Origin of the sequence: Sphingobacterium psychroaquaticum (assembly GCF_004421025.1) — a bacterium.
GTDB lineage: Bacteria > Bacteroidota > Bacteroidia > Sphingobacteriales > Sphingobacteriaceae > Sphingobacterium > Sphingobacterium psychroaquaticum.
This window is the reverse complement of the sequence record NZ_CP038029.1, coordinates 3,306,719-3,329,632: the sequence shown is the minus strand read 5'-3', so window position 1 is coordinate 3,329,632 and position 22,914 is coordinate 3,306,719. Positions and strand designations below refer to the sequence as shown.

Here is a 22,914-nt window from a genome sequence, read left to right as displayed (position 1 = left end):
CTTTTTTAATGAAATTCGAATTCTTTCTCTTCTTTTGCTTTTGCAGGTGCTGGCCGTTGGTATTTGTCAATAATCAAACGAATACCACTGTTTTTAGTGAAAAATTTAATACTCCAGTTTACAAAAGTTACTAACTTATTTCTAAATCCAAAGATAGAAACTAAATGGACAAACATCCATGTTAACCATGCTAAAAAGCCTTTCATATGGAAATTGCCCATGTCAACTACAGCGCGGTTACGACCGACGGTCGCCATCGATCCTTTATCAAAGTATTTGAAGTCGGCAATACTCTGGTCATTCATGCGTGCTAGAATGTGTTTCGCAACATAAGCCCCTTGTTGTTGTGCCGCTGGAGCAACCCCAGGTAGTCCTCGCGGTGTATTTTCTGTTATCATGGCCGCAACGTCACCAATGGCATATACCGCCTCCATATTTTCTACGCGACATTGACCATCCGTTTGGATGCGGTTTCCACGCTGTACAATTTCTGGAGAGATTCCTTCTGGGAATTGCCCCATAACACCAGCGCCCCAAATAACCGTTTTCGTCGCGATCGTCTGTCCATCGGAGAAGCTGATCGTATTGCCATCATAATCGGTAACCTGTGTATTCAACATGATTTGAACGCCCAATTCTTTCAGGTAGCGTTCTGCATTTTGTGATGATTTTTCGGATAGAGCCCCCAAAATTTTTCCTGTTCCCTCAATCAGGTATACCTTCATTTCATGTGGCGCAAGTTCCGGATAATCTTTTTTCAAAATGTGAAGTTGGATTTCAGCTATAGCACCGGAAAGTTCTACACCCGTTGGGCCACCGCCAACAACGACAAAGTTTAAGTACCTCTCACGTTCGTGGTGGCTTTCATGAAGAACGGCCTCTTCGAGGTTTTGAAGGACATAACTACGTATATTCAATGCCTCTTTAATACTTTTCATTGGCAAAGCATACTTGGCTATACCTTGGTTGCCAAAGAAGTTTGAGGTTGCGCCAGTTGCCAAGATCAAATAGTCGTAATCATAGTCGCCGACTGATGTTTTTACGATTTTGTTCGCTTGGTCAATTTTTTGTACCTCGGCCATACGAAAGCGGAAATTGTCTTGCGCCTTGAACATCTTGCGCAAAGGAAAGGATATGGCATCGGCGGCAAGTGTTCCTGTGGCTACTTGATACATTAGGGGTTGAAAAGTGTGGAAGTTGTTGCGGTCAATAAGCAACACTTCCACCTCTTTATCCTTAAATTGTCGTGCGGCTTCTACACCACCAAAGCCGCCGCCAATAATAATAACTCTTGGGAAGTTTCGTTCAGAACGATCTAATAACATGATAAACTAATTTTGTCCAGTTTAAAGGTGTAATTGCGAATACCTTAATAATTAAGATATTTAACCTGTTCGCTATCTTGCTTTTAGCTGATGTGTTGAGCAGTTGGCAAGATTATCAACCTTTTATTGCAAAAGTACAAAAACTTAGTGTAAGGTGTACACATTATTCGTTACCTTATTGTAAAGCTCCTTTAATTTTTACATAAAGACCATTATCGTCATTTGTTAATCGTAACTGACACGCCAGTCTGCTATCGTCATCAGCGTCAGGTAAGGTGTCCAACATGTCGAGTTCTTGATCTTCAGCAGGGTGGAGGTGATCGCCTCCTGATACGACTTGTACGTGGCAGGTTGCGCATAATGCCATTCCACCACAGGTGGCTAAAACCTCATACTCTGAAGCTTTTAAGAGCTCCATCAAGCTTAGATTGATGTCTGTTGGAACTTCAATTTCCTGCACCGTTCCATCTCGGTCCTCCACCGATATTGTTATGATATTTTCCATGTTAGAAAGCGTTGATGCCATTTACGGTGGTATACTTAAAACTTAGTTTCTGATCCGGATAAACATACTTAAATGCACTTTGACACATAAGCGCAGCCTCATGGTATCCACACAGGATTAGCTTAAGTTTACCGGGGTATGTATTGATGTCGCCAATCGCAAAAATACGCTCCACATTGGTGGAGTAATCAAAGGTGTCCACCACGATAGCATTTTTGTCAATATTTAGGCCCCAGTTGGCAATGGGTCCGAGTTTGGGACTTAATCCATAAAGAGGAATAAAATGCTCGGTCGGGACAGTGAGCTCTTCCTTTTGTTTGTTTGTTAAAGAAATGCTCTCTAGTTTGCCATTTCCATTTAAGGAAACAAGGTTGTGCGACAAGAGTAAGTTTACTTTTCCTTCTTGTGCCATGTTGTATACTTTTTCAGCGGAGTCTGGCGCTCCTCGGAAGGAGTCACTGCGATGCACGAGGGTAACCTCTTTAGCAATATCAGCTAAGAAAACTGTCCAATCGAGTGCGGAGTCTCCACCACCGGCGATAACAATCTTTTTATCCCGAAATTGTTCCGGATCCTTAACCATATAGTGCACATTTTTACCTTCAAAATGCGCTAGGTTGGCGAGTTCAGGCTTGCGAGGTTCGAAACACCCCAGACCTCCTGCAATAACGACTACCTGACAGTGAATTACTGTGCCGTCTGATCCAATAACATGGTAGGAGCCATCGGCTTGTTTAATCAGTTCCTCGACACGCTCTCCCAATGTAAAGGTAGGCTCGAAAGGAGCTATCTGTTCCATCTGATTGGTAATTAATTCCTGTGCTTTAATTGTTGGGTAACCCGGGATATCATATATGGGTTTGTGCGGATATATCTCGGAAAGCTGGCCGCCAACCTGAGGAAGAACATCAATCAGATGGCATCTCATTTTCAGTAAACCTGCTTCGAAAACCGCGAACAATCCTACAGGACCAGCTCCAATAATGCATATATCTGTTGTTATCATATGTATTTTAATTTATGTATTGTATGTGATTTCATTGTCCTTTGCCGTTTTAACCCCTTAACTCTCTTTACTCCTTTACCCTTTGTCCAAATTCTGATGTATGGTGTTCAAAATACGTGTGAAGTGGGCGAAATCTTCTTCGGAAAGATTTTCCCATGCCTTCATTCGGATGGACGCAACAGCCGGACTTAATTGTTCTACTTTTGCTTTCCCTTCGGTTGTTAACTGTAGTAGTAAACAACGGCGGTCGGTAGGATGTTCTATTCGGCGTACAAGATTTTTTTTAATAAGCAGATCAATGATGCGAGTAAGCGTGGGTTGATCCTTGCTCGACTCCTCTGATAGCTCCTTTTGTGTCATGGGATCCGCATTGTATAGAATCTTTATGACGGCCCATTGGTCGATCGTTATATCAAAATCTTGTTGCGTAAAGGTGGCTTGCGCATATTGTTTTACCTTACGTGCTGTACGGTCTAAAATAAAAGAGTATTGGCTAAATTTCTCTATTAGCATAACAAATATTAGTGTGACAACTAATTTAAGGAGAAAATATGAGGAAACAAAAAAAGCTTGAGATTACTCAAGCTTTTATCCGTATATCCATTTGAATTTATACTGCATTTCAGGGATTTTTATGCGTTCAGCCAATCGGGTTAAACGATCTGGTAACTTCATGAGATAATCCCGTGCTTTTTCACCTTTCTCATTCAGACCTGTCACCTGGTCAATTTTCCAGGCATCATTCAGTTCTTTGAGTATATCGACATAATCTAAGGCTGTGTATACCTCTAGGCGCTGTGCTGCATCTGAAAAGTGTGCAAAAGCTTCGCCTTGAGGTTCTCCTGCTTCGCGTAGGAAATGGGCGGGCATAACGATTTTTTTGCGCATCATATCTTCAAAAGCCAACATGACTTCACTCGGGTCAACGACCATTGCATGTGAGATGAAAGACATGTATGCCTTAGCATGTCTCGCTTCATCGGCCGCAATTACACCGCACATTTTGGCGAGTAATTTATCGCCAGATTTTTTCGATATACCAGCCACACGTCTATGCGATACGTTGGTTGCGATCTCTTGAAAGGAGGTGTAAATAAAATTCCGGTAAGGATCGGCGCCCGTTCCGATATCAAAACCATCTTGGATGAGGTATTGCGTCGACATTTCAAACTGACGCATATCAATACGTCCCGATAAATAAAGGTATTTGTTGAGCAAGTCGCCATGTCGGTTTTCTTCGGCCGTCCAGGCGCGTACCCATTTCATCCACCCACCTTGTTCGTTTTTCTCCACGTCCTCTACCATTGTAAGCCACGATTCGTAGGTTGGAAGTGCTTCTTCTGTTATCGTATCACCAATTAAAACCGCGACAAGATCATAAGGGAGCTCTTTTGCACTTTCCTGTAAATCCCGTACCTCTTCAAAAAAAGTGTCGCGCGAAGAATCAGGTAGAAAATCTGCCGGTTGCCACATCTCCTCCACAGGTTTAAGGTATTCACTCATTTCGTTGAGCATGAAGGGCTCCAAATAAGTCATAACCTCTTTCCTCGATCCTTCGGGTATATTTAATGGTAAATCTTGCATATCAATAACAAAGGTAACCAAATTGAAGGAAAGTAGTGCGGATTAATTTTTCTTCTCTTTACAAAAAGAATACATGGTATTGACCTGTTTTTTTTCTTATTATAGTAACTTTGTCTTTCATCATGAATACAAAGGAGATTTTGAAAGCTATCAATATAGAAAAAATACGTGCCGATTTCCCGATTTTACAGCGGGAGGTGAACGGTAAGCCGCTTGTTTATTTTGATAATGGCGCAACGACACAAAAACCTAAGCAGGTGATTGATGCCGTCGCGCATTATTATGAACAAATGAACAGTAATGTGCATCGTGGCGTGCATTATTTAAGTCAGATTTCAACGGATGCCTTTGAGGTTACCCGCCGTAAATTGCAGGCTTTTATCCATGCGGAACACGAGCATGAGGTTATTATAACCAAAGGCACGACGGAATCGATCAATATGGTTGCAACCTGCTATGGACGTAAATTTATCGGTGAAGGTGATGAAATTATTGTTTCGGCGATGGAGCATCACTCGAATATTGTGCCTTGGCAAATGTTGTGTGATGAAAAGGGATGCGTTTTAAAAGTTATTCCGATGAACGATCGTGGAGAGCTTGATCTTGATGTGTACAAATCTTTATTCTCATCAAAAACCAAAATAGCCACCTTTACTTATGTTTCCAATGCATTAGGTACGATTAATCCGGTTAAAGAGATGATCGATATTGCGCATGAACATCAGGTTCCCGTATTGTTGGATGCGGCACAGGCTGTGCAACACATGGCCGTTGATGTGCAGGCTCTCGATGTAGACTTTTTGGTATTCTCGGGGCATAAGATGTATGGTCCGACAGGGGTCGGAGTGCTTTACGGTAAAGAGGCTCTTTTAAACGCAATGCCACCTTATCAAGGTGGAGGGGATATGATTAAGGAAGTGAGCTTTGAGAAGACAACGTACAATGAACTCCCTTTTAAATTTGAAGCTGGAACACCGAATATCGAAGCTGGTATTTGTTTAGGAGAAGCCATAGATTACCTAAACGAGTTGGGCCTGGAGCAAATTAAAGCGTATGAAGATGAACTTTTGGCGTATGCAACCGCAGAGCTGTCTCAGGTCGAGGGGGTGCGTTTCATTGGTACAGCCGCACAGAAGTCTTCTGTTATTTCTTTTGTGGTGGATGGTACCCACCCTTACGATATTGGCGTTATCTTAGATAAGTTGGGTATTGCCGTGCGTACAGGGCATCATTGTGCGCAGCCCGTGATGGAGCGATTTGGTATTCCAGGAACGGTCCGTATGTCGTTGGCGATGTACAATACCAAAGCCGAGGTCGATACTTTAGTAGAAGGGTTGAAGAGAGCATTAAAAATGCTTTTATAACGTTATTAGAACATGCAGATAAACGAAATACAAGACGAGCTGATAGAAGATTTTGCTTTTTATCAAGATTGGATGGAAAAGTATGAATATATCATCCAGCTCGGTAAAGAAGTTCCTTTGATTGAGGAGCAATATAAAACAGAAGAGTATATTATTAAAGGTTGTCAGTCAAAGGTGTGGTTGTTTCCAGAGCTGAAAGATGGTAAAATCTATTTTACCGCAGATAGTGATGCGATTATAACAAAAGGTTTGGTTAGTCTGATGGTGAAGGTGCTTTCGGGACAAACACCACAAGATATTGCCAAAGCAGATCTGTATTTTATCGATCAAATCGGGTTAAAGGAGCATCTTTCTCCGACGCGAGCTAATGGTCTATTGTCGATGGTTAAGCAAATGAAGCTCTATGCTATCGCGTTGCAGGCTGCATCTTAATCGTTGCAGTCGCCAGGCGACCTCTTTTTTCTTCTTCTTACTTCTTCAGACCTTTGTCTGTGCATCGACCGTATCGGCACAAACTGTCCCGCGGGAAACCCTGGGGAAGGTTAAAGATAGTGCGTTGGGTGAGTTGTCGGGATTAATTCAATCCAATAAGTATCCTAATAAATTTTGGACGCATAATGACAGCGGCGACAGTGCCCGGATTTTTCTAATCGATAATAAAGCGGCACTTGAAACCACATATTGGTTGTCTGGCATCAAAGCGGTAGATATAGAGGATATCGCCAAATTTAAATGGGAGGGACGTTCTTACCTCGTCGTGGCTGATATCGGTGACAATCTGGCCGTGAGAAACGAAGTACAGCTCTATATTTTTGAAGAACCAGATTGGCATGCCGGCTTAAAGGACGTACATATCCCGAAAGAAAAGATACGAACGCTGCGGATGCGATATCCCGATAAACCAAGAGATGCCGAAGCTCTTTTTGTGGATCCACAAAGCCTGACCTGTTACCTGATCAGCAAACGCGATTTTAAGGTTGGTCTGTATGCGGTAAATATCATGCAATCGCCTTCAGAATCAATCCTGTTAGAACCTAAGACAAATCTTCCCTTTACTTTTATTACGTCGGCTGATATCTCGGATGATGGACGTTGGATTCTCGTAAAAAACCTAACGGAAGTATTTTTATGGGAACGAAATTTGGGTGTGTCCGTGGTCTTGACCCTGCAACAAAAACCAATAAAATTACCGTACCAACCTGAACCTCAGGGTGAGGCTATTTGTTTTGATCAAGATAGTTCTGTTTTTTATACAATAAGTGAACGACCGTTAGGATTAGATTCCTATCTTTATCGCTATTCCATTAATTCTATAGATTAATTTATATATCGTAATGAGCAGATTATTAACCGCAATCATTTTTCTACTGGGCATCAGTTCCGTGTATGCCGCTAAAGTTGATACAGTCGAGGTCTACAGTGCGTCGATGAAGAAAAAAGTTAAAACTGTTGTTGTTTCCCCAGAAAAGGGAGCGCCGAAAGCAACTTTGTATTTATTGCATGGTTACTCGGGCAATTATGGAAATTGGGTCAATAAAACCCCGCAGATTAAAAATTGGGTAGATCAAAATGAATACCTGATCGTTTGTCCGGATGGTGGTTACGATAGTTGGTATTGGGATATTGAGGGAACGGGCGATCGTTATGAAACATTTGTGTCGAAAGAATTGGTTTCATATATCGAACAGCAGTATGGTGCACCGGCTGATCGTACAAAACGAGGAATTACGGGACTCAGTATGGGCGGACATGGTGCGTTGTATTTAGCGATTCGCCATCAAGATGTGTTTGCCAATGCAGGCAGTACGTCGGGAGGGGTCGATATTCGTCCTTTTCCAAATAATTGGAGCATCAAAAAAAGAATAGGCGAATACCATGACAACCAGACGGCCTGGAATGAACATACGGTAATTGAGCTTATCCATCAAATACGTCCAGGAAATCTCAAGCTTTTTATTGATTGCGGAACGGAAGATTTTTTCTTCGGAGTAAACAATGCACTGCATGAGAAATTAACCTATATGAATGTCGCACATGACTACTTAACAATGCCTGGAAAGCACGATTGGAACTATTGGTCTAAATCGATTGATTTCCAAATGGCATTTTTTAATCAATGTTTCCAAGAAAAGCCTGCTGCTAAATAATTGACCGATGTTTAGAATTGTTTCTTTGTTTGTCCTGCTGATGGTGGGGATGAGTAGTTTTGCGCAACAGAAGGTTACTTTTAGTGGTGTAGTCCGCGACGCCGGTAGTGGCGAGACACTAATTGGCGCTTTGGTTGCTTTAGAAAAAACTGAGCTGGCGACCAGCACAAATAACTATGGTTTTTATTCACTGTCTACACAGCCGGGGACGTATCGGGCGATCGTAAGTTACGTGGGGTATGAGAGTAAGGTAGTGGAGCTTGCTTTAACAGCGAGTAAACGGATGGATATCGAGTTAAGAGCAGTCGATAACCTCTTGGATGAAGTCGTGGTCTCCGCAAAAAAGCGAGATGGAAATGTCACCAACGCACAAATGGGCGCCATGAATTTCACGATGGAGGAGGTAAAGAATATTCCGGTTGTGTTTGGTGAAAAAGATCTTTTGAAGACTATCCAACTTTTACCCGGTGTGCAAAGTGGAGGTGAAGGATCTTCTAATTTCTACGTACGTGGTGGTGGTGGTGATCAAAACTTAATCTTACTGGATGAAGCCACGGTCTACAATGCTTCGCACTTGATGGGTTTCTTTTCTACATTTAATTCAGATGCGATTAAAGATGTTCAGCTGTACAAAGGAGGTATTCCGGCTCATTTTGGTGGACGGGTTTCTTCGGTTTTGGATATTGCTATGCTGGACGGGAACAAAAAGAAATTTACCGCGGAAGGTGGTGTGGGATTGATCGCTTCTCGCCTCAAAGTAGAAGGCCCGCTTGTTAAAGACAAAAGTTCCTTTATGTTGAGCGGTAGAAGAACCTATGCGGATATGTTTTTAAAGCTCTCCAAAGACCCTGATGTAAATAAGAGCAAGCTTTATTTTTACGACCTTAATGCCAAAGTAAACTATAAGTTTGATGAAAAGAATACCTTGTATCTATCCGGTTACTTCGGGAAGGATGATCTGGGTTATTCCGATTTATTTAGTTTTGATTGGGGAAATGCCACAGCAACGGTACGTTGGAATCATATCCTGAATGATCGTTTGTTCAGCAATACCACATTTATCTACAGTGACTTCGCCTATAATGTGATGGTCAATAGTGATAACTCTGATTTTAAGATTGCATCAAAAATTAGAAACTGGAATGTAAAACAAGATTTTTCATTCTATAGCTCTCCGACCAGCACTTTACGTTTTGGGGTGCAGGGGTTGCAACAATCCATTCATCCTGCACGAATAAAAGCGGGCGAAGGATCTACAGTTAACGATCTAGATGTAGGATCTCGACAAGGAGTGGAGGTTGCTGGGTATGTGTCGCACGAATGGAAACCTTCCGATCGTCTTTCGATGATCTATGGCTTGCGTGCAACAGATTTTATGGTCATGGGGCCAGGTAGTTTTTATGAGTTTGATGGTGATGGGGAGCCCATTAGTGAGCAATATTATGGTTCGAAGATTGTAAAACACTATTTTCAGTTGGAACCCCGTTTTTCAGCGAGTTTCTTGTTAAACAAGAAAAGTAGCATCAAAGCATCCTTTAACCGGATGGCTCAAAATTTACATCAGCTGACGAACACAACATCCAGCTTACCTACGGATCAATATGTGGTGAGCAGTCTGAATATCAAACCACAAATTGCTAATCAGGTGGCTTTAGGATATTTTCGGAATTTTAAGAATAACGATTATGAGTTTTCCGTGGAAGCCTATTACAAGGCTATGGATAACCAGATCGATTTTAAAAATGGAGCCGATTTGCAGGCCAATAAATTCTTTGAAGGCGATCTCTTGTTTGGTATTGGGCGGGCTTATGGTGCGGAATGGTATTTGCGTAAAAATACAGGTCGGTTTACCGGATGGATTAGTTATACCTTATCCAAAAGCGAACGTAAGTTTGATGGCATAAACGATGGTAACTGGTTCCGTGCCCGTCAGGATAGGGTGCATGATATTTCTGTCGTGGGTATTTATGAGCTGTCAAAAAAATGGACATTGGGTGCAACTTTCGTATTCAATACCGGAAATGCGGTAACTTTCCCGAGTGGTAAATATGAGATGGACGGTAAAACAATGTTCTATTACACGGAACGAAATGGTTATCGTATGCCTAATTATCACCGCTTGGATCTCTCCGCGACATATGAACCAAATAAGGAAAACAAACGATTTAAATCGAGTTGGTCTTTTGGTGTTTACAATGCATACAATAGAAAAAATGCCTATATCATAGACTTTAGAGAGAACGAATCGAATAAGAACATTACAGAGGCCTACCGGGTAGCCCTTTTTGGCGCTATTCCATCGGTAACCTGGAATTTTAAATTCTAAGAACATGAAGAATCTAAGATACTTTCTATATAGTGTGTTGTGCTTTGTCTTGCTCACTTCTTGTGAGGACAAAATAGATATTGACTTGAACGAAGGCGATGCACGTTTTGTCATCGAAGCACAATTGTCGGATTTAGATCGGATGCAGCGGATCCGTATTTCGCAAACAGTGCCATTTACGGCGGAGCAAAACTCCAAACCTGTAAGTGATGCAATCGTGAGCGTGCGCGATGGCAATGGGCGGGTGTATGATTTTACGTATACCGATAATGGGAACTATGTGCATCGGAACTTTCTACCTGTCGCTAATCGTACGTATAACCTAACGGTACGGATTGGAGCATCTGTGTATGAGTCGCAATGTACGATGCCTTCGTATGTCGATGTGGATTCGGTGGGCGTAGTGGAGGAGAGTATATTTGGCGATCCTTACTATTTTGCAACGTTCAAATTTAACGATCCCAAAGATGTTGCTAACTATTACAAATATGATGTCTCTATCAACGGTAAAGGAATGGAATTTGCCTCTGCTTTAAGCGATAAATTTGATGATGGTCTTTATGTAACCCATCAGATCGCAGATAGTGAAAACGATCTGACTGTTGGCGATGATATTGTGGTACGACGCTATTGTGTAGATAAGGCGGTTTATAAGTATTGGAATGAATTCCAGATGACGAACCCTGGAACTGCTGCGCCGGGAAATCCGACGTCAAATATTTCCAATAAGGCCTTGGGTTACTTTTCAGTGGCCTCGGGAAAAGAATATACGTTAAAAGTTGAATTACCTTAGAGCGTGCCGAAAGCATATCCTTTTTCTTTGAAATAGGAGATGACGCGGGGCAAAGCATACGTAAGGCGTGGAATGGCTTTAACATTGTCGTGAAAGACAATGATAGAGCCATTCTTGGTATAACGAATGACGTTTTCATAACATTTCTCCGGACTGATAGACTCATCGAAATCTCCTGACAGTACGTCCCAATACACGATTTCATAGTTGTCATAGAGGGGACGAAGCTGACTCTTTTTTGCACGTGCATAGGGCGGGCGAAATAGATTGGTTTGGGTACGTTCTTGACACCGTGCTATATTGTCTAAGTAAACCTCATCGTCCGTTTCCCAGCCTTTAAGGTGGTTGTAGGTATGGTTTCCTATCGTATGCCCTTCGGATAGCAGTCGGGCAAAAAGCGCAGGGTGTTTATCGATATTGTTGCCTACACAGAAGAAGGTGCCGGGGACGGCGTGTTCCTTTAGTGTATCCAAGATAAAGGGGGTAATTTCCGGGATTGGACCGTCATCGAATGTTAGATATATTTTCTTCTCGCTCCGGGGTCGGTTAAACGTTACTTTGGCGTAGTACCATCTTAAAAAAAAAGGAGCATTAATTAAATACATGTTGACAATATCAATTTTTTATGCCAAATTTAGGAATCATTTATCCTTAAATTAAGAAATGGTAATAAAAAGATCTCTTTATAGGCGTATTCTAAATATTTCAATATTCACTATATCTTTGGTAATGTGTTTGTTAGGGTCGTTTTCTTCGGGTTTTGCACAAGAGCAAATCACCTTGCAAGAAGCGATTCAGCAGACCTTGGCGCGTAACTTACAGATCAAGCAGGCGCAGTTTGGCTATCAACTTAGCGAACAGGATCTCCGCCAGGCGAAATCGAATCTGTACCCGAATTTATCGTTTGGTGTGGATAACAGTTATAACTACGGTCTAACATTTGACCAAACTTCGGGGCAGCTTATTCGGGGTAACGATTGGACCAGTAGTGCTAGTGCGCGCTTATCATCCAGTGTTGTATTGTTCCAGGGCTTTCAGAAAGTGAATCAAATTCGTGCTAATAAAGTACAGCTTGCTATAGATGCAACCGAGGTAGATAAAGTAAAGAATGATCTTATTTTGTCTGTGGTAACGAACTACCTGGAGGCAATCACCAACAAAGAGTTGCACGAAGCAGCGTTAGGGCAGATCAAATTATCCCGTGAGCAGCTCCGTCAGGATAGTATTCAGTTTAATGTCGGTAATAAGACGATTGCTGATTTAGCGCAAGCAAAAAATCAAGTGGCGATGGATGATTTAAATATCATGACATCGGAAAATGCGTATGAGCTGTCGCTATTAGCATTAAAACAACTGATGGAAGTGTCACCGGATACGAAATTTTCAATCGTGAAGCCGGATATCGATGCCTTGATGGGGGATTATGCGGGTATTACTTTTGAGCAAGTGTTTGCGGATGCATTGAACACGCAACCAGGGATTAAAAAAGCAGGACAAAGCAAGGAGCTTGCCCTCAAAAATATTGATATCGCAAAGGGGGGGTATTACCCGACGATAAGCTTGTCCGGTGGTTATGGAACCAACTATTCATCGCAAGCTAAGGATCTTGTGACAAACCTTAAGGCACCTTTCTGGGATCAGTTTAACGACAATAAATCTTTCCGCGGCGGCATTAGTTTAGAGATGCCTATTTTCAATAACAACCGAACAAAGATTGCGATTAGCAAGGCAAAAATCAATTACCTACAAGCTGAAAATAGCGAGTCTCTTGAAAAGAGAAATCTACAGAAGACTATTGCGCAGGCTATTTTAGATTTACGTTCCGCGAATAAACAGTATTTAACTTCGCAGGTGGCGCATCAGGCATCGCAGGTTGCTTTTGAGGCTTTACGGGAACGCTATAATGTGGGGATGGCCAACTCCATCGAATTATTTACGGCACAGACGAATATGAACAAAGCGGAATTCGACGTAATCCGTCGGAAGTACGAAATGGTGTTCAGAGGCAAGGTGATCGATTATTATACAGGAAATCAAATTACATTCTAATTAGATATTAAATGGCAAAGAAAAAGAAAAATCTTCCCAAAATATTAGTTATAGGCGCAGTAGTGCTTTTAGCGCTTGTTATAGCAGGCAGCAAATTGGGCTGGTTTGGTGATGGTGCAGAGCAGAAGGTTGCAGTAGATGAGGTCAAGGAACAAACGGTTTTTGAACTTGTTTCGGCGAGTGGAAAAGTGAAACCGGAATTTGAAGTAAAATTGAGCTCCGAGGTTTCTGGAGAGATTATAGAATTGAATGTAAAAGAAGGTGATGTTGTTAAAAAAGGACAAGTACTTTGTCGGGTGAAGCCCGATCTTTTGCAGTCTAGCTACGACCGCGCCGCAGCGCAAGTTAGTCAGCAGAAAGCGAATAATGCCGCAGCACAGCAGGTTTTAAAGCAACAGGAAGCAAATCTTGTCAATATTGAAGCGACATACAAAAGAAGTCAAGAACTTTATGGGAAGCGTGTTATATCTGCCTCAGAAATGGATAAAGCACGTGCGGATTATGAAAGTGCGCGTGCAAGCCTGGAGTCGCAGAGACAACAAGTAGTTGCATCGCGCTATGCAATCAGTCAGTCTGAAGCACAGCTTCAAGAGGCGGGTAATAGTTTGTCGCGTACTACGATCTACGCACCATCGGATGGAATTATCTCTTTGCTTTCTATTGAATTGGGAGAGCGTGTCGTAGGAACAGCACAGATGGCTGGTACTGAAATTATGCGTATCGCGAACATGTCCACGATGGAGGTTAATGTGGAAGTAAATGAGAATGATATTAACCGCGTTAAGGTGGGAAATGAAGCGACCATCGAAGTAGATGCTTTTCAGGGCCGCAAATTTAAAGGTGTGGTGACAGAGATCTCCAGCTCTTCTAAATCGGCAGCAACGACAGCAACCACGGCAGAGCAAGTAACTAACTTTAATGTAAAAGTGCGTATTGAAGTTTCTTCATACGAAGATTTGTTGGACGAGCAGAATGTTAATTCATCTCCTTTTAAACCAGGCTTATCAGCGACGGTACAGATTCATACGAAAAGTGAAAAAGGATTAACGGTACCAATCCAAGCTGTAACAATTCGTACAAAAGACAAGACTGATTCGGTGAGTAATGATGATATTAAAGAGTATGTATTTGTGTTGAATGGAGATGTGGTTAAAATGACAGAAGTGAAAACAGGGATACAGGATGATAAAAATATCATTGTTAAATCTGGCCTTAAGAAAGGTGAATCTGTTGTTTCAAGACCATTTAATGCCATATCAAAAATTTTGCAGGACGGTACCAAGGTGAAGAAGGTGTCGGCCAGTGAGCTGAAATAATAGGATAAAAAGAGGTTGCCATGCGAAAACGTTTTCCTTTTCTTGATTTAACTGAAAACGAACGCAAAGGTTACCTCTTTTTGTTGATTCTCTTGGTTGCGATCGTGTTTTTTCCATTCCTTTATCGGATGTTTAAATCCGAACCTCCCGAAGAAATCGCAAGCTATGTTCACTTAATTGAAGTGAAGGAGGAAAGTGTGCGCGCTGAAGATCAGGCAGGTGCTACTACTTGGGATAGGGGTGACAACATTCGGCCGGAACAGCCTCTCAAAGGCGAGCTTTTTTACTTTGACCCGAACGATCTCCCTGTGGCTGACTGGCGTAGATTAGGGTTTTCTGATAAGCAAATAGCGGTTATAAAAAATTATGAACATAAGGGTGGTCGTTTTTATACAAAAAACGATGTAGCTAAAATATATTCCATCTCCAGTGCGGCTTTCAACCGAATTGAACCCTATCTTCAATTTTCTAAATCGAGAGCCGTGGGCAATCGCCTAGGTCAATCTAAAAAAGATCCAATAGAAAAGATAAAAGCACCGGTGGTATCCATTGATTTGAATAAGGCCGACACGGCGATGCTTCGCAAATTACGCGGGATTGGCAGTGTATTTGCTGGGAGGATTGTTAAATTTAGAGAAGCTTTGGGCGGTTTTCATGATGTTATTCAGTTACGTGAAGTATATGGTATATCGGAAGAGCTTTTTGTTTCCATATCGCCCTTTCTGACGCTTGATGAAGCAACAGAATTAGAACAGTTAAGAATCAATAGCGCTTCTGTGGAGGAACTGGCGAAACATCCCTATATTACCTGGGATAACGCTCGTTTAATTGCACGATACCGAGAGCAGCACGGTGATTTTAGGGGGATAGACGATTTAGAAAATATTTATGCTTTAAATATTGATTTTTTGAGTAAAATTGAGCCATATTTAAATTTCAACTAAAATCAATCTATGCTAGAAGCGCATCTAAAGGAAATTATCCGGGATATTCCTGATTTTCCACAACCAGGCATTATTTTTAAAGATATTACGCCCGTACTAAAGGATCAAGCTTTATGTTCCCAAATTGTAGATGCATTTGTTGACCGGTTGGGGCATATGGAGATAGATGTGATTGCTGGTATTGAAAGTCGAGGTTTTCTATTTGGAATGATGTTAGCCAATCGATTGAATGTTCCTTTTATTCCTATTCGTAAACAAGGTAAGTTACCTTTTAAAACCATTTCAGAATCTTATAAATTGGAATATGGTCAAGCGACCATAGAAGTGCATGAGGACGCTTTCCCAGCAGGAACTAAAGTTCTTCTACATGATGATCTTTTGGCAACCGGAGGTACGGTCGTCGCTGCTTCCAAGCTTATTCAAAAACTAGGGGGGACTATCGCCGGATATTCCTTTGTTATCAGTCTCGATTTCTTGAATAGTCAAGGACGCTTAACACGCTTCAGTGAAGATATTATTTCTCTAGTCCGTTATTAAAAACTTAATTAATATATTATATGGAATGGATTACTGATCCGCAAATTTGGATTTCTTTTTTAACTCTGACAGTTTTAGAAATCGTTTTAGGTATAGACAATATTGTGTTTATATCGATTCAAAGTAATAAGCTCCCGTTGGAGCAACAAAAGAAAGCGCGACAAATTGGTTTGTTGTTAGCGTTGGTTATGCGGGTTGCTTTGTTGTTCTCTATTAAATGGGTCATGGGGTTGACCGCTCCTTTGTTCAATTTTGGGGAGATGTTCGATATTGAAAACGTTGCTGTAGCGCGTTATCTGGAGCTTTCTGGACGTGATCTCATTTTGTTTATTGGGGGACTTTTCTTGATTTATAAATCAACAACTGAAATACATCATAAAGTAGAGGGACATGCAGAAGCTGCAATTAAAAACGGTAAAGTGGTTACTTTCTCGAGTGTGATTATTCAAATCTTGATTCTTGATATTGTATTCTCACTGGATTCTGTCATTACCGCGGTAGGTATGGTTGATCAGATTGGCGTTATGATCGCGTCAGTCATTGTTGCGGTAGGAATTATGTTGGTGTCGGCTGAATCTATCAGTAACTTTGTGAACAACCATCCATCGGTTAAGATGTTAGCATTGGCGTTCTTGTTATTGATCGGGGTATCGTTGACGGCTGAGGCTTTCGATCAGCACATTCCGAAAGGATACATTTATTTTGCGATGGCATTTTCGGTATTGGTGGAATGGCTTAATATTCGATCCACAAAAAAAGCGGCAGATAAAGCCGCTAAACTATAAGCCTATTGAACGAAAAAAGGCTTCCTATATAGGAAGCCTTTTTTTATACAGCAATATGTTTGGCTTTTATTTTCTCTTTAAAGAAGATGGTTGCTTTTTCTTCAAAATCTTGCGCATCATCTGTCGTGTAGAATTCCATTTTTCCTTGTTTCGAACATAACGACTCTATTTCGGGGTGACGTTCCAGGTAATGATCTAAACTTTCTGCTATAAGTTTTCCTTGCGCCAATATTTTGATATTGGAAGGTACAAACTGTTCGATAACCGGTAACAGTAATGGATAGTGAGTGCAAGCAAGTACAATAGTGTCGATCTTATCGTGTTTGTCAAGCAGTGCTTTAATATCTTTCTCAATTAGATAAGCCGCGGCTGGGGTGTGGATCTCATTGTTCTCCACGAGAGGAACCCACATCGGACAGGCATGTTGTACGACTGTAATCTCGGGGTGAAATTTATTGATCTCGATTTTGTATGATTCGGATAGTACCGTTCCTTGCGTGGCTAAGATACCAACAACATTGCTCCGTGTAAATTGTTGGATAGATTCTGTTGTAGGACGAATAACGCCCAATACCCGCTTTCCAGGAGGGAGGTCATGTTGTTGGATGCTCCGAAGTGCTTTTGCAGATGCGGTATTACAGGCCAGGATTACCAAATTACAACCTTTGTCAAACAGTTTAAAGACACATTCTTTTGTGAATTGGTAAACAGTGTCGAATGATCGCGTGCCATAAGGGACACGGGCATTGTCACCTAAGTAGATATAGTCATATTCCGGAAGTCGATCCTTTATCTCTCGAAAAATCGTAAGTCCTCCAAATCCTGAATCAAAAACACCAATAGGTCCAGTTTTACTATCCATACCAAGCTCCATTTTTTCTGATGAATCAAATATCGGAAAATTGTTTCGTATTTAATTATGCCGCTATGCCGGCAGGGCATGTTACTACTCCTCAAGCCGGAGGGGCATCTTCCTTTTGAAGCCAAAAGGAAGCAAAAGCTTGTCGCTAGGAATATTTGCATGGAGGGGTTGTGCAAAGGCAAGTTTCTACAGATTGCAAATATTCCTCAGGCGACATAAAGCGGTTAAGGAAGGTAGAAGCGAAAAGTAATCGGTGATAGGTGCCTTTGCCTCTTTCGCTGGCGCGAGCCTTTGGCTCGTGTCTTAACAAGTAAAGCAGAAGCGATAATAAAAACTTTTGAAAACGGCCTAGCGTTCCGACTGCGTTGGTGAATGCTGGGTAAAGCGTTAAAAATTTGCCTGCGGTAAGTATGTATGCCTCTATGCCGGCAGGGCATCTTCCTTTTGAAGCAAAAAGGAAGCAAAAGCTTGTCGCTAGGAATATTTGCATGGAGGGGTTGTGCAAAGGCAAGTTTCTACAGATTGCAAATATTCCTCAGGCGACATAAAGCGGTTAAGGAAGGTAGAAGCGAAAAGTAATCGGTGATAGGTGCCTTAGCCTCTTTCGCTGGCGCGAGCCTTTGGCTCGTGTCCTAACAAGTAAAGCAGGAGCGATAATAAAAACTTTTGAAAACGGCCTAGCGTTCCGACTGCGTAGGCGAATGCTGGATAAAGCGTCAAAAATTATCCTTGTTTGAACGAAGTGAGTTCTGGATGATTTAGCTTTAAACGGCATGAGGTAGCATAAGGAATGCAGCCTTGATTTTTTGATTACTTTTTTATCAAGAAAAAAGTAAAAAGACACCGCCTTTGGCTCGTGTCCAAACAGGTAAGGCAGGAGCGATAATAAAAACTTTTGAAAACGGCCTAGCGTTCCGACTGCGTAGGCGAATGCTGGGTAAAGCGTTGAAAATTATCCTTGTTTGAACGAAGTGAGTTCTGGATGATTTAGCTTTAAACGGCATGAGGTAGTATAAGGAATGCAGCCTTGATTTTTTGGTTACTTTTTTATCAAGGAAAAAGTAAAAAGACACCGTCTTTGGCTCGTGTCCTAACAAGTAAAGCAGGAGCGATAATAAAAACTTTTGAAAACGGCCTAGCGTTCCGACTGCGTTGGCGAATGCTGGATAAAGCGTTAAAAATTATCCTTGTTTGAACGAAGTGAATTCTGGATGATTTAGCTTTAAACGGCATGAGGTAGTATAAGGAATGCAGCCTTGATTTTTTGGTTACTTTTTTATCAAGGAAAAAGTAAAAAGACACCGCCTTTGGCTCGTGTCCTAACAGGTAAGCAGGAGCGATAATAAAAACTTTTGAAAACGGCCTAGCGTTCCGACTGCGTTGGCGAATGCTGGGTAAAGCGTTAAAAATCATCCTTGTCTGAACGAAGTGAGTTTTGGATGATTTAGCTTTGAACGGCATGAGGTAGCATAAGGAATGCAGCCTTGATTTTTTGGTTACTTTTTTATCAAGAAAAAAGTAAAAAGACACCGCTACGGTATATCGTTTTTTAAATAGGCAGGAATCAAGTCCTGCCTATTTATTATTATTTCTTACTTCAGCAAAGCTGGTTTTTCTTGGTATGTTTTCCAGAGAAGCTCTCCGAAAAGTGTATTCGTCCAAGCAAACCAGTGTCTCGTAAATTTCTTAGGATCGTCTTTGTGGAATGATTCATGCATAAATCCTGTATCGCCATGCGTATTACGAAGTGTCTCGATACAAGTTCTGATTTCATTGTCATTGGTCGAGGTCATAGCGCGCATAATAATCGCCATAGGCCAGATCATATCACGGCCAATATGAGGACCACCAATTCCTTCGGCTACTTTACCTTTGAAGAAAAATGGATTCTTTTCCGATAGTACGAAATTACGTGTACGTTGGTAAACCTCGTCGTTTACATCTACTGCACCTAAGTAGGGTAACGATAAAAGCGAAGGAACATTGGCGTCGTCCATCATCATCCGGCTGCCAAAACCATCGACCTCAAAGGCATAAATGCGCCCGTGGTCTGGGTGATCGACAATACCATAACGATTGACAGCTGTTTCTACCTCTTGCGCTAATGTCTCCATTTTGGCGGCCAATGTGGTGTTGTTTTTAACCTTACGTAATATTTCAGCTGACTGTCTTAAACTTGTAACGGCAAAAAGGTTGGATGGAATAAGAAATAAAAATATGGTACAATCATCAGACGGTCTAAAACTAGAACATATTAAACCCACAGGGTTTACTGGGTAACCTAAACCGTCGATTTGTAAGGTATCTGTACCACGAGAAGTCGTTCTAGAGAATACATAAGGACTTGTACCATCTTTGCGCTGCTGCTCTACAAAAGTTTTATAGGTATTCTCTTGCGCTTGTACCCATTCATCATCAAACGGTGTGTTATCATTTGTTTCTTTCCAGTAATGATACGCCAATCGAATAGGGTAGCATAAGGAGTCGATCTCCCATTTCCGTTCGTGAAGTCCCGGTTTCATGGTGGTGTGGTCAGAAAACCATTCCCCTTTTTTTGTTGGGTCATTATAAAACGCGTTTGCATATGGATCGATATTGATACATTTTGCCTGTTTGTTGATAAGCCCCAATATCAAATCTTGTAGTTTGCGGTCTTTCTTCATAAAGGGAAGGTAAGGCCATACTTGCGCACTACTATCGCGTAACCACATGGCGTCAATATCACCGGTGATGACATAGGTTAGTTTTTTTGTTGCCGTAGATTCATCATAGATAGTGGTATCCAAAGTATTCGGAAAACAATTATTGAACAGCCATCCCAATTCTTTATTGGGTACATTTTTTTGAAATTCAGCAATGGCCCCTTCAATTACTTTGGAGTTGAAATGGCGTTTTTCCACTGGGATGCGTACCGTCGGAAATGTACCTAAATCATTCGCAAAGGAAAATTTACTAGCCACCACGCCAGCGCCCAAAGCAAATGTATTTTGTAAGAAAGTTCTACGTTTCATGGTTTGTTTATTGTTTTGTTTGTAGCTAAAGATAATGAAAAAACAGAAAAATGAAAGGTGAATAAACGTTTTAGCAATATTTTTTTGAACTTATCGTTCTTCTTTAGCATTTCCTTTATATATTATGGCATTTTATTGCTTATACAAGGATTTTACCTAAGTTTGTAGCTTGGATTTTCTAGGCCATAAGTTTGTTTTTATAGTAATATTCTTTTCTTTATGAAGTTCACAAAGTGCTTATCAATAGCGATTCTTCTTTGTAGTGCTGTTCAGGTCTCAAAGGCGCAGATTAAAAGCCAGATCTATTCGTTTCAGCACGATCAGAAATATAACGATCTTTTATATTCTCCGAGCACCAGATACCATACAGCCGTTAAGCCATATGTGTTAAAAGGAGAGCTCTTGAATCGATTTGATTCGCTTCAAAATGCGAACCAGATGGATTCTCAAAATTGGTTCCTTCGTAAGATTTTTAATGAGCATTTGGTGGATGTTAAGAAAGACGACCATACTTTCTTCCTTGACTTCTTACCTGACTTTGTCATGGGAAAAGAAATGTTCGATACAGATAAGCGAACAACATGGCTTAACACAAGAGGATTTCAAGCAGGATTAACAATCGGTGATAAATTCACGTTCTATGCCAATGCATTCGAAAACCAAGGTGTATTTCCGCGTTACCTAGATGAATATGTGACTCGCAATGAGGTTATGCCCGGACAAGGCTCTGTCGAGCATGCAGGTAAGAAAACGAAAGACTGGATGTATGCTACAGCCAGTTTGACCTATGATTTTAGTGACTATCTGCAAGCTACATTGGCGTATGACAAAAATCACATTGGAGATGGTTATCGGTCTTTACTCTTATCTGATTTTTCGTCGAACTACACACATTTGAAATTGAGTGGTAAGATTGGAAATGTGCAGTACACATCGATTTGGGCCTATATGACAGATCCTAAAAATCCACGTATAGATTCTTTGAATTCGGGTGGACGTTTTGGAGATGGTATTAAGTGGGGGGCTTTCCAGTATTTAGATTATAATGCGACAAATAGATTGTCGATTGGTTTTTTTCAAGCTGTCGTTTGGGCAAATAAGAATGAGGCCGGACATCGTGGGTTTGATTTCAACTACTTAAATCCGGTTATTTTCCTACGTCCGGTTGAGTCCAATAATTCTACTTCACCCGATAAGATGTTTCTCGGTTTGAATGCAAAGTATAAAGTGCTGGATAATATGACAGCCTACGGTCAGTTTTTATTGGGCGAATTTACTGCGAAGGAGTTTTTTGGAGGAAAAGGATATGCGCATAACAAATGGGGTACACAACTTGGTGTGAAAGGCTTCGATTTATTTAAAGTGAAACGCTTGAATTTCTTGGCAGAGTATAATGTGGTTCGTCCTTATACGTACCAGCATTTTACGTCCATTTCCAATTATAGCAACCATGGGGAGCCTTTGGCACATCCAAGAGGAGCTAATTTCAAAGAATTGGTGGGGATTGCAAATTATTCGTGGAAGCGGTTTGACTTTTCATTGCAAGGCTTGTATAGTGTCTATGGGACGGATCCGGCAGATGGAACTAATATGGGGGGCGATATTTTTCAATCTTACCTCACTATTCCTCATACATATGGGAATTCCATTGGTCAGGGCATTAAACACAATCTTTTCTACGCGGATGCGAAAGCAGCTTATGTGTTAAACCCGAAATACAACCTCCGTTTTGAAGTAGGGTATACGCAACGCTTCAATCGGGTAGAAGATGCACCAACTGAAAAGTCTGGTGTTATTACCTTTGGTTTACGCTCGTCATTCCGCAATTTCTACGGCGATATGTAGCGAGAAGTCTTGTCCCGTATAGGATTTTGCATTTAAAAGCAATTTTAATTAAGTTTACGATAGCATTAATTAAAGTATGAAACGAATATTGATTATGAACGGCCCCAACTTAAACCTGTTGGGCGTACGTGAAAAAAGCATATATGGAGATAAAGATTTCGAAGGTTTCTTCGCCGATCTAAAGCAGGACTTCGCTGCGGTAGAACTTTTCTATTTCCAGAGTAACCATGAAGGTGAACTGATCGACAAACTGCACGAAGTTGGTTTTTCGTATGACGGTATTGTGTTGAATGCAGGGGCCTACACGCATACTTCCATTGCTATTGCCGATGCTATTTCAGCTATCAATACCCCGGTAGTGGAGGTCCATATTTCCAATGTGCATCAGCGGGAATCATTTAGACACCACTCTTATTTAGCGAAAAGCTGTGTCGGGGTAATTTGTGGTTTTGGATTAAAGAGCTATACCCTGGGGATCCAGAGTTTTTTATAGTAGCACAAAGTTATAAAGAGGT

General features: G+C 41.3%; 21 protein-coding genes. 13 read left to right on the top strand and 8 right to left on the bottom strand.

Going from position 1 to position 22,914, the window contains the following annotated elements:
- Positions 1-5: 5 nt before the first annotated feature.
- From E2P86_RS13725 to E2P86_RS13705, 5 genes are all read right to left on the bottom strand, one after another.
- Positions 6-1,325 carry an NAD(P)/FAD-dependent oxidoreductase gene (locus E2P86_RS13725; protein ID WP_085471132.1) on the bottom strand — a complete coding sequence of 440 codons (1,320 nt, stop codon included), beginning with the start codon at positions 1,323-1,325 and terminating at the stop codon, positions 6-8.
- A 175-nt stretch (positions 1,326-1,500) separates the two neighbouring features.
- On the bottom strand, positions 1,501-1,830 hold the full coding sequence (locus tag E2P86_RS13720; protein ID WP_085471131.1) for a 2Fe-2S iron-sulfur cluster-binding protein: 330 nt from the start codon (positions 1,828-1,830) through the stop codon (positions 1,501-1,503).
- A gap of 1 nt (position 1,831) precedes the next feature.
- Positions 1,832-2,836, bottom strand: coding sequence for an NAD(P)/FAD-dependent oxidoreductase (locus tag E2P86_RS13715; protein WP_085471130.1), 1,005 nt, complete (start codon positions 2,834-2,836; stop codon positions 1,832-1,834).
- Positions 2,837-2,911: 75 nt separating this feature from the next.
- A complete protein-coding gene (locus tag E2P86_RS13710) occupies positions 2,912-3,349 on the bottom strand; it encodes a MarR family winged helix-turn-helix transcriptional regulator (protein WP_085471129.1) in 438 nt (145 codons plus the stop codon).
- Positions 3,350-3,424: 75 nt separating this feature from the next.
- A complete protein-coding gene (locus tag E2P86_RS13705) occupies positions 3,425-4,420 on the bottom strand; it encodes an acyl-ACP desaturase (RefSeq protein ID WP_085471128.1) in 996 nt (331 codons plus the stop codon).
- A gap of 122 nt (positions 4,421-4,542) precedes the next feature.
- On the opposite strand from E2P86_RS13705, the gene E2P86_RS13700 reads away from it, so the two are divergent.
- Genes E2P86_RS13700 through E2P86_RS13675 form a run of 6 tightly spaced genes read left to right on the top strand, consistent with a single transcriptional unit; the run spans position 4,543 to position 11,050 of the window.
- Entirely contained in the window at positions 4,543-5,784 is a 1,242-nt protein-coding gene (locus E2P86_RS13700) for a cysteine desulfurase (RefSeq protein ID WP_317042122.1), read from the top strand.
- 12 nt (positions 5,785-5,796) lie between these two features.
- The gene (locus E2P86_RS13695; RefSeq protein WP_085471127.1) at positions 5,797-6,216 is read left to right on the top strand and encodes a SufE family protein; all 420 of its coding nucleotides are present in this window, start codon (positions 5,797-5,799) and stop codon (positions 6,214-6,216) included.
- Positions 6,188-7,105 (top strand): hypothetical protein, encoded by a 918-nt coding sequence (locus E2P86_RS13690; protein ID WP_134433553.1) that lies wholly within the window; start codon positions 6,188-6,190, stop codon positions 7,103-7,105. Before E2P86_RS13695 ends, E2P86_RS13690 begins: the two co-directional genes overlap by 29 nt.
- 13 nt (positions 7,106-7,118) lie before the next feature.
- Entirely contained in the window at positions 7,119-7,931 is an 813-nt protein-coding gene (locus E2P86_RS13685) for an alpha/beta hydrolase (RefSeq protein ID WP_134433552.1), read from the top strand.
- Between the two features lie 7 nt (positions 7,932-7,938).
- The gene (locus E2P86_RS13680) at positions 7,939-10,257 is read left to right on the top strand and encodes a TonB-dependent receptor (protein ID WP_085471124.1); all 2,319 of its coding nucleotides are present in this window, start codon (positions 7,939-7,941) and stop codon (positions 10,255-10,257) included.
- A 4-nt stretch (positions 10,258-10,261) separates the two neighbouring features.
- Complete coding sequence (locus E2P86_RS13675) at positions 10,262-11,050, top strand: DUF4249 domain-containing protein (protein WP_085471123.1); 789 nt, start codon at positions 10,262-10,264, stop codon at positions 11,048-11,050.
- On the opposite strand, the gene E2P86_RS13670 is transcribed toward E2P86_RS13675, so the two are convergent.
- Positions 11,047-11,655: a polysaccharide deacetylase family protein gene (locus E2P86_RS13670; RefSeq protein WP_134433551.1), complete on the bottom strand. Its 609-nt coding sequence runs from the start codon at positions 11,653-11,655 to the stop codon at positions 11,047-11,049. The two genes, E2P86_RS13675 and E2P86_RS13670, sit on opposite strands and share 4 nt — an antisense overlap.
- 124 nt (positions 11,656-11,779) lie before the next feature.
- On the opposite strand from E2P86_RS13670, the gene E2P86_RS13665 reads away from it, so the two are divergent.
- Genes E2P86_RS13665 through E2P86_RS13645 form a run of 5 tightly spaced genes read left to right on the top strand, consistent with a single transcriptional unit; the run spans position 11,780 to position 16,681 of the window.
- Positions 11,780-13,099: a TolC family protein gene (locus tag E2P86_RS13665; RefSeq protein ID WP_134433550.1), complete on the top strand. Its 1,320-nt coding sequence runs from the start codon at positions 11,780-11,782 to the stop codon at positions 13,097-13,099.
- An 11-nt stretch (positions 13,100-13,110) separates the two neighbouring features.
- Entirely contained in the window at positions 13,111-14,415 is a 1,305-nt protein-coding gene (locus E2P86_RS13660) for an efflux RND transporter periplasmic adaptor subunit (protein ID WP_085471120.1), read from the top strand.
- 20 nt (positions 14,416-14,435) lie between these two features.
- Complete coding sequence (locus tag E2P86_RS13655; RefSeq protein ID WP_134433549.1) at positions 14,436-15,359, top strand: helix-hairpin-helix domain-containing protein; 924 nt, start codon at positions 14,436-14,438, stop codon at positions 15,357-15,359.
- A 9-nt stretch (positions 15,360-15,368) separates the two neighbouring features.
- A complete protein-coding gene (locus E2P86_RS13650) occupies positions 15,369-15,896 on the top strand; it encodes an adenine phosphoribosyltransferase (RefSeq protein WP_085471118.1) in 528 nt (175 codons plus the stop codon).
- A 20-nt stretch (positions 15,897-15,916) separates the two neighbouring features.
- On the top strand, positions 15,917-16,681 hold the full coding sequence (locus E2P86_RS13645; protein ID WP_134433548.1) for a TerC family protein: 765 nt from the start codon (positions 15,917-15,919) through the stop codon (positions 16,679-16,681).
- A gap of 43 nt (positions 16,682-16,724) precedes the next feature.
- On the opposite strand, the gene murI is transcribed toward E2P86_RS13645, so the two are convergent.
- Both murI and E2P86_RS13635 read right to left on the bottom strand, forming a co-directional pair.
- Complete coding sequence (gene murI, locus E2P86_RS13640; RefSeq protein ID WP_134433547.1) at positions 16,725-17,543, bottom strand: glutamate racemase; 819 nt, start codon at positions 17,541-17,543, stop codon at positions 16,725-16,727.
- A 1,592-nt stretch (positions 17,544-19,135) separates the two neighbouring features.
- Complete coding sequence (locus E2P86_RS13635) at positions 19,136-20,554, bottom strand: glycoside hydrolase family 125 protein (RefSeq protein ID WP_134433546.1); 1,419 nt, start codon at positions 20,552-20,554, stop codon at positions 19,136-19,138.
- A 219-nt stretch (positions 20,555-20,773) separates the two neighbouring features.
- Here E2P86_RS13635 and E2P86_RS13630 point away from each other — a divergent pair, with 219 nt between their 5' ends.
- A complete protein-coding gene (locus E2P86_RS13630) occupies positions 20,774-22,399 on the top strand; it encodes a gliding motility protein RemB (protein WP_134433545.1) in 1,626 nt (541 codons plus the stop codon).
- A 76-nt stretch (positions 22,400-22,475) separates the two neighbouring features.
- Positions 22,476-22,892 carry a type II 3-dehydroquinate dehydratase gene (gene aroQ / locus E2P86_RS13625; protein WP_085471046.1) on the top strand — a complete coding sequence of 139 codons (417 nt, stop codon included), beginning with the start codon at positions 22,476-22,478 and terminating at the stop codon, positions 22,890-22,892.
- Positions 22,893-22,914: the final 22 nt, after the last annotated feature.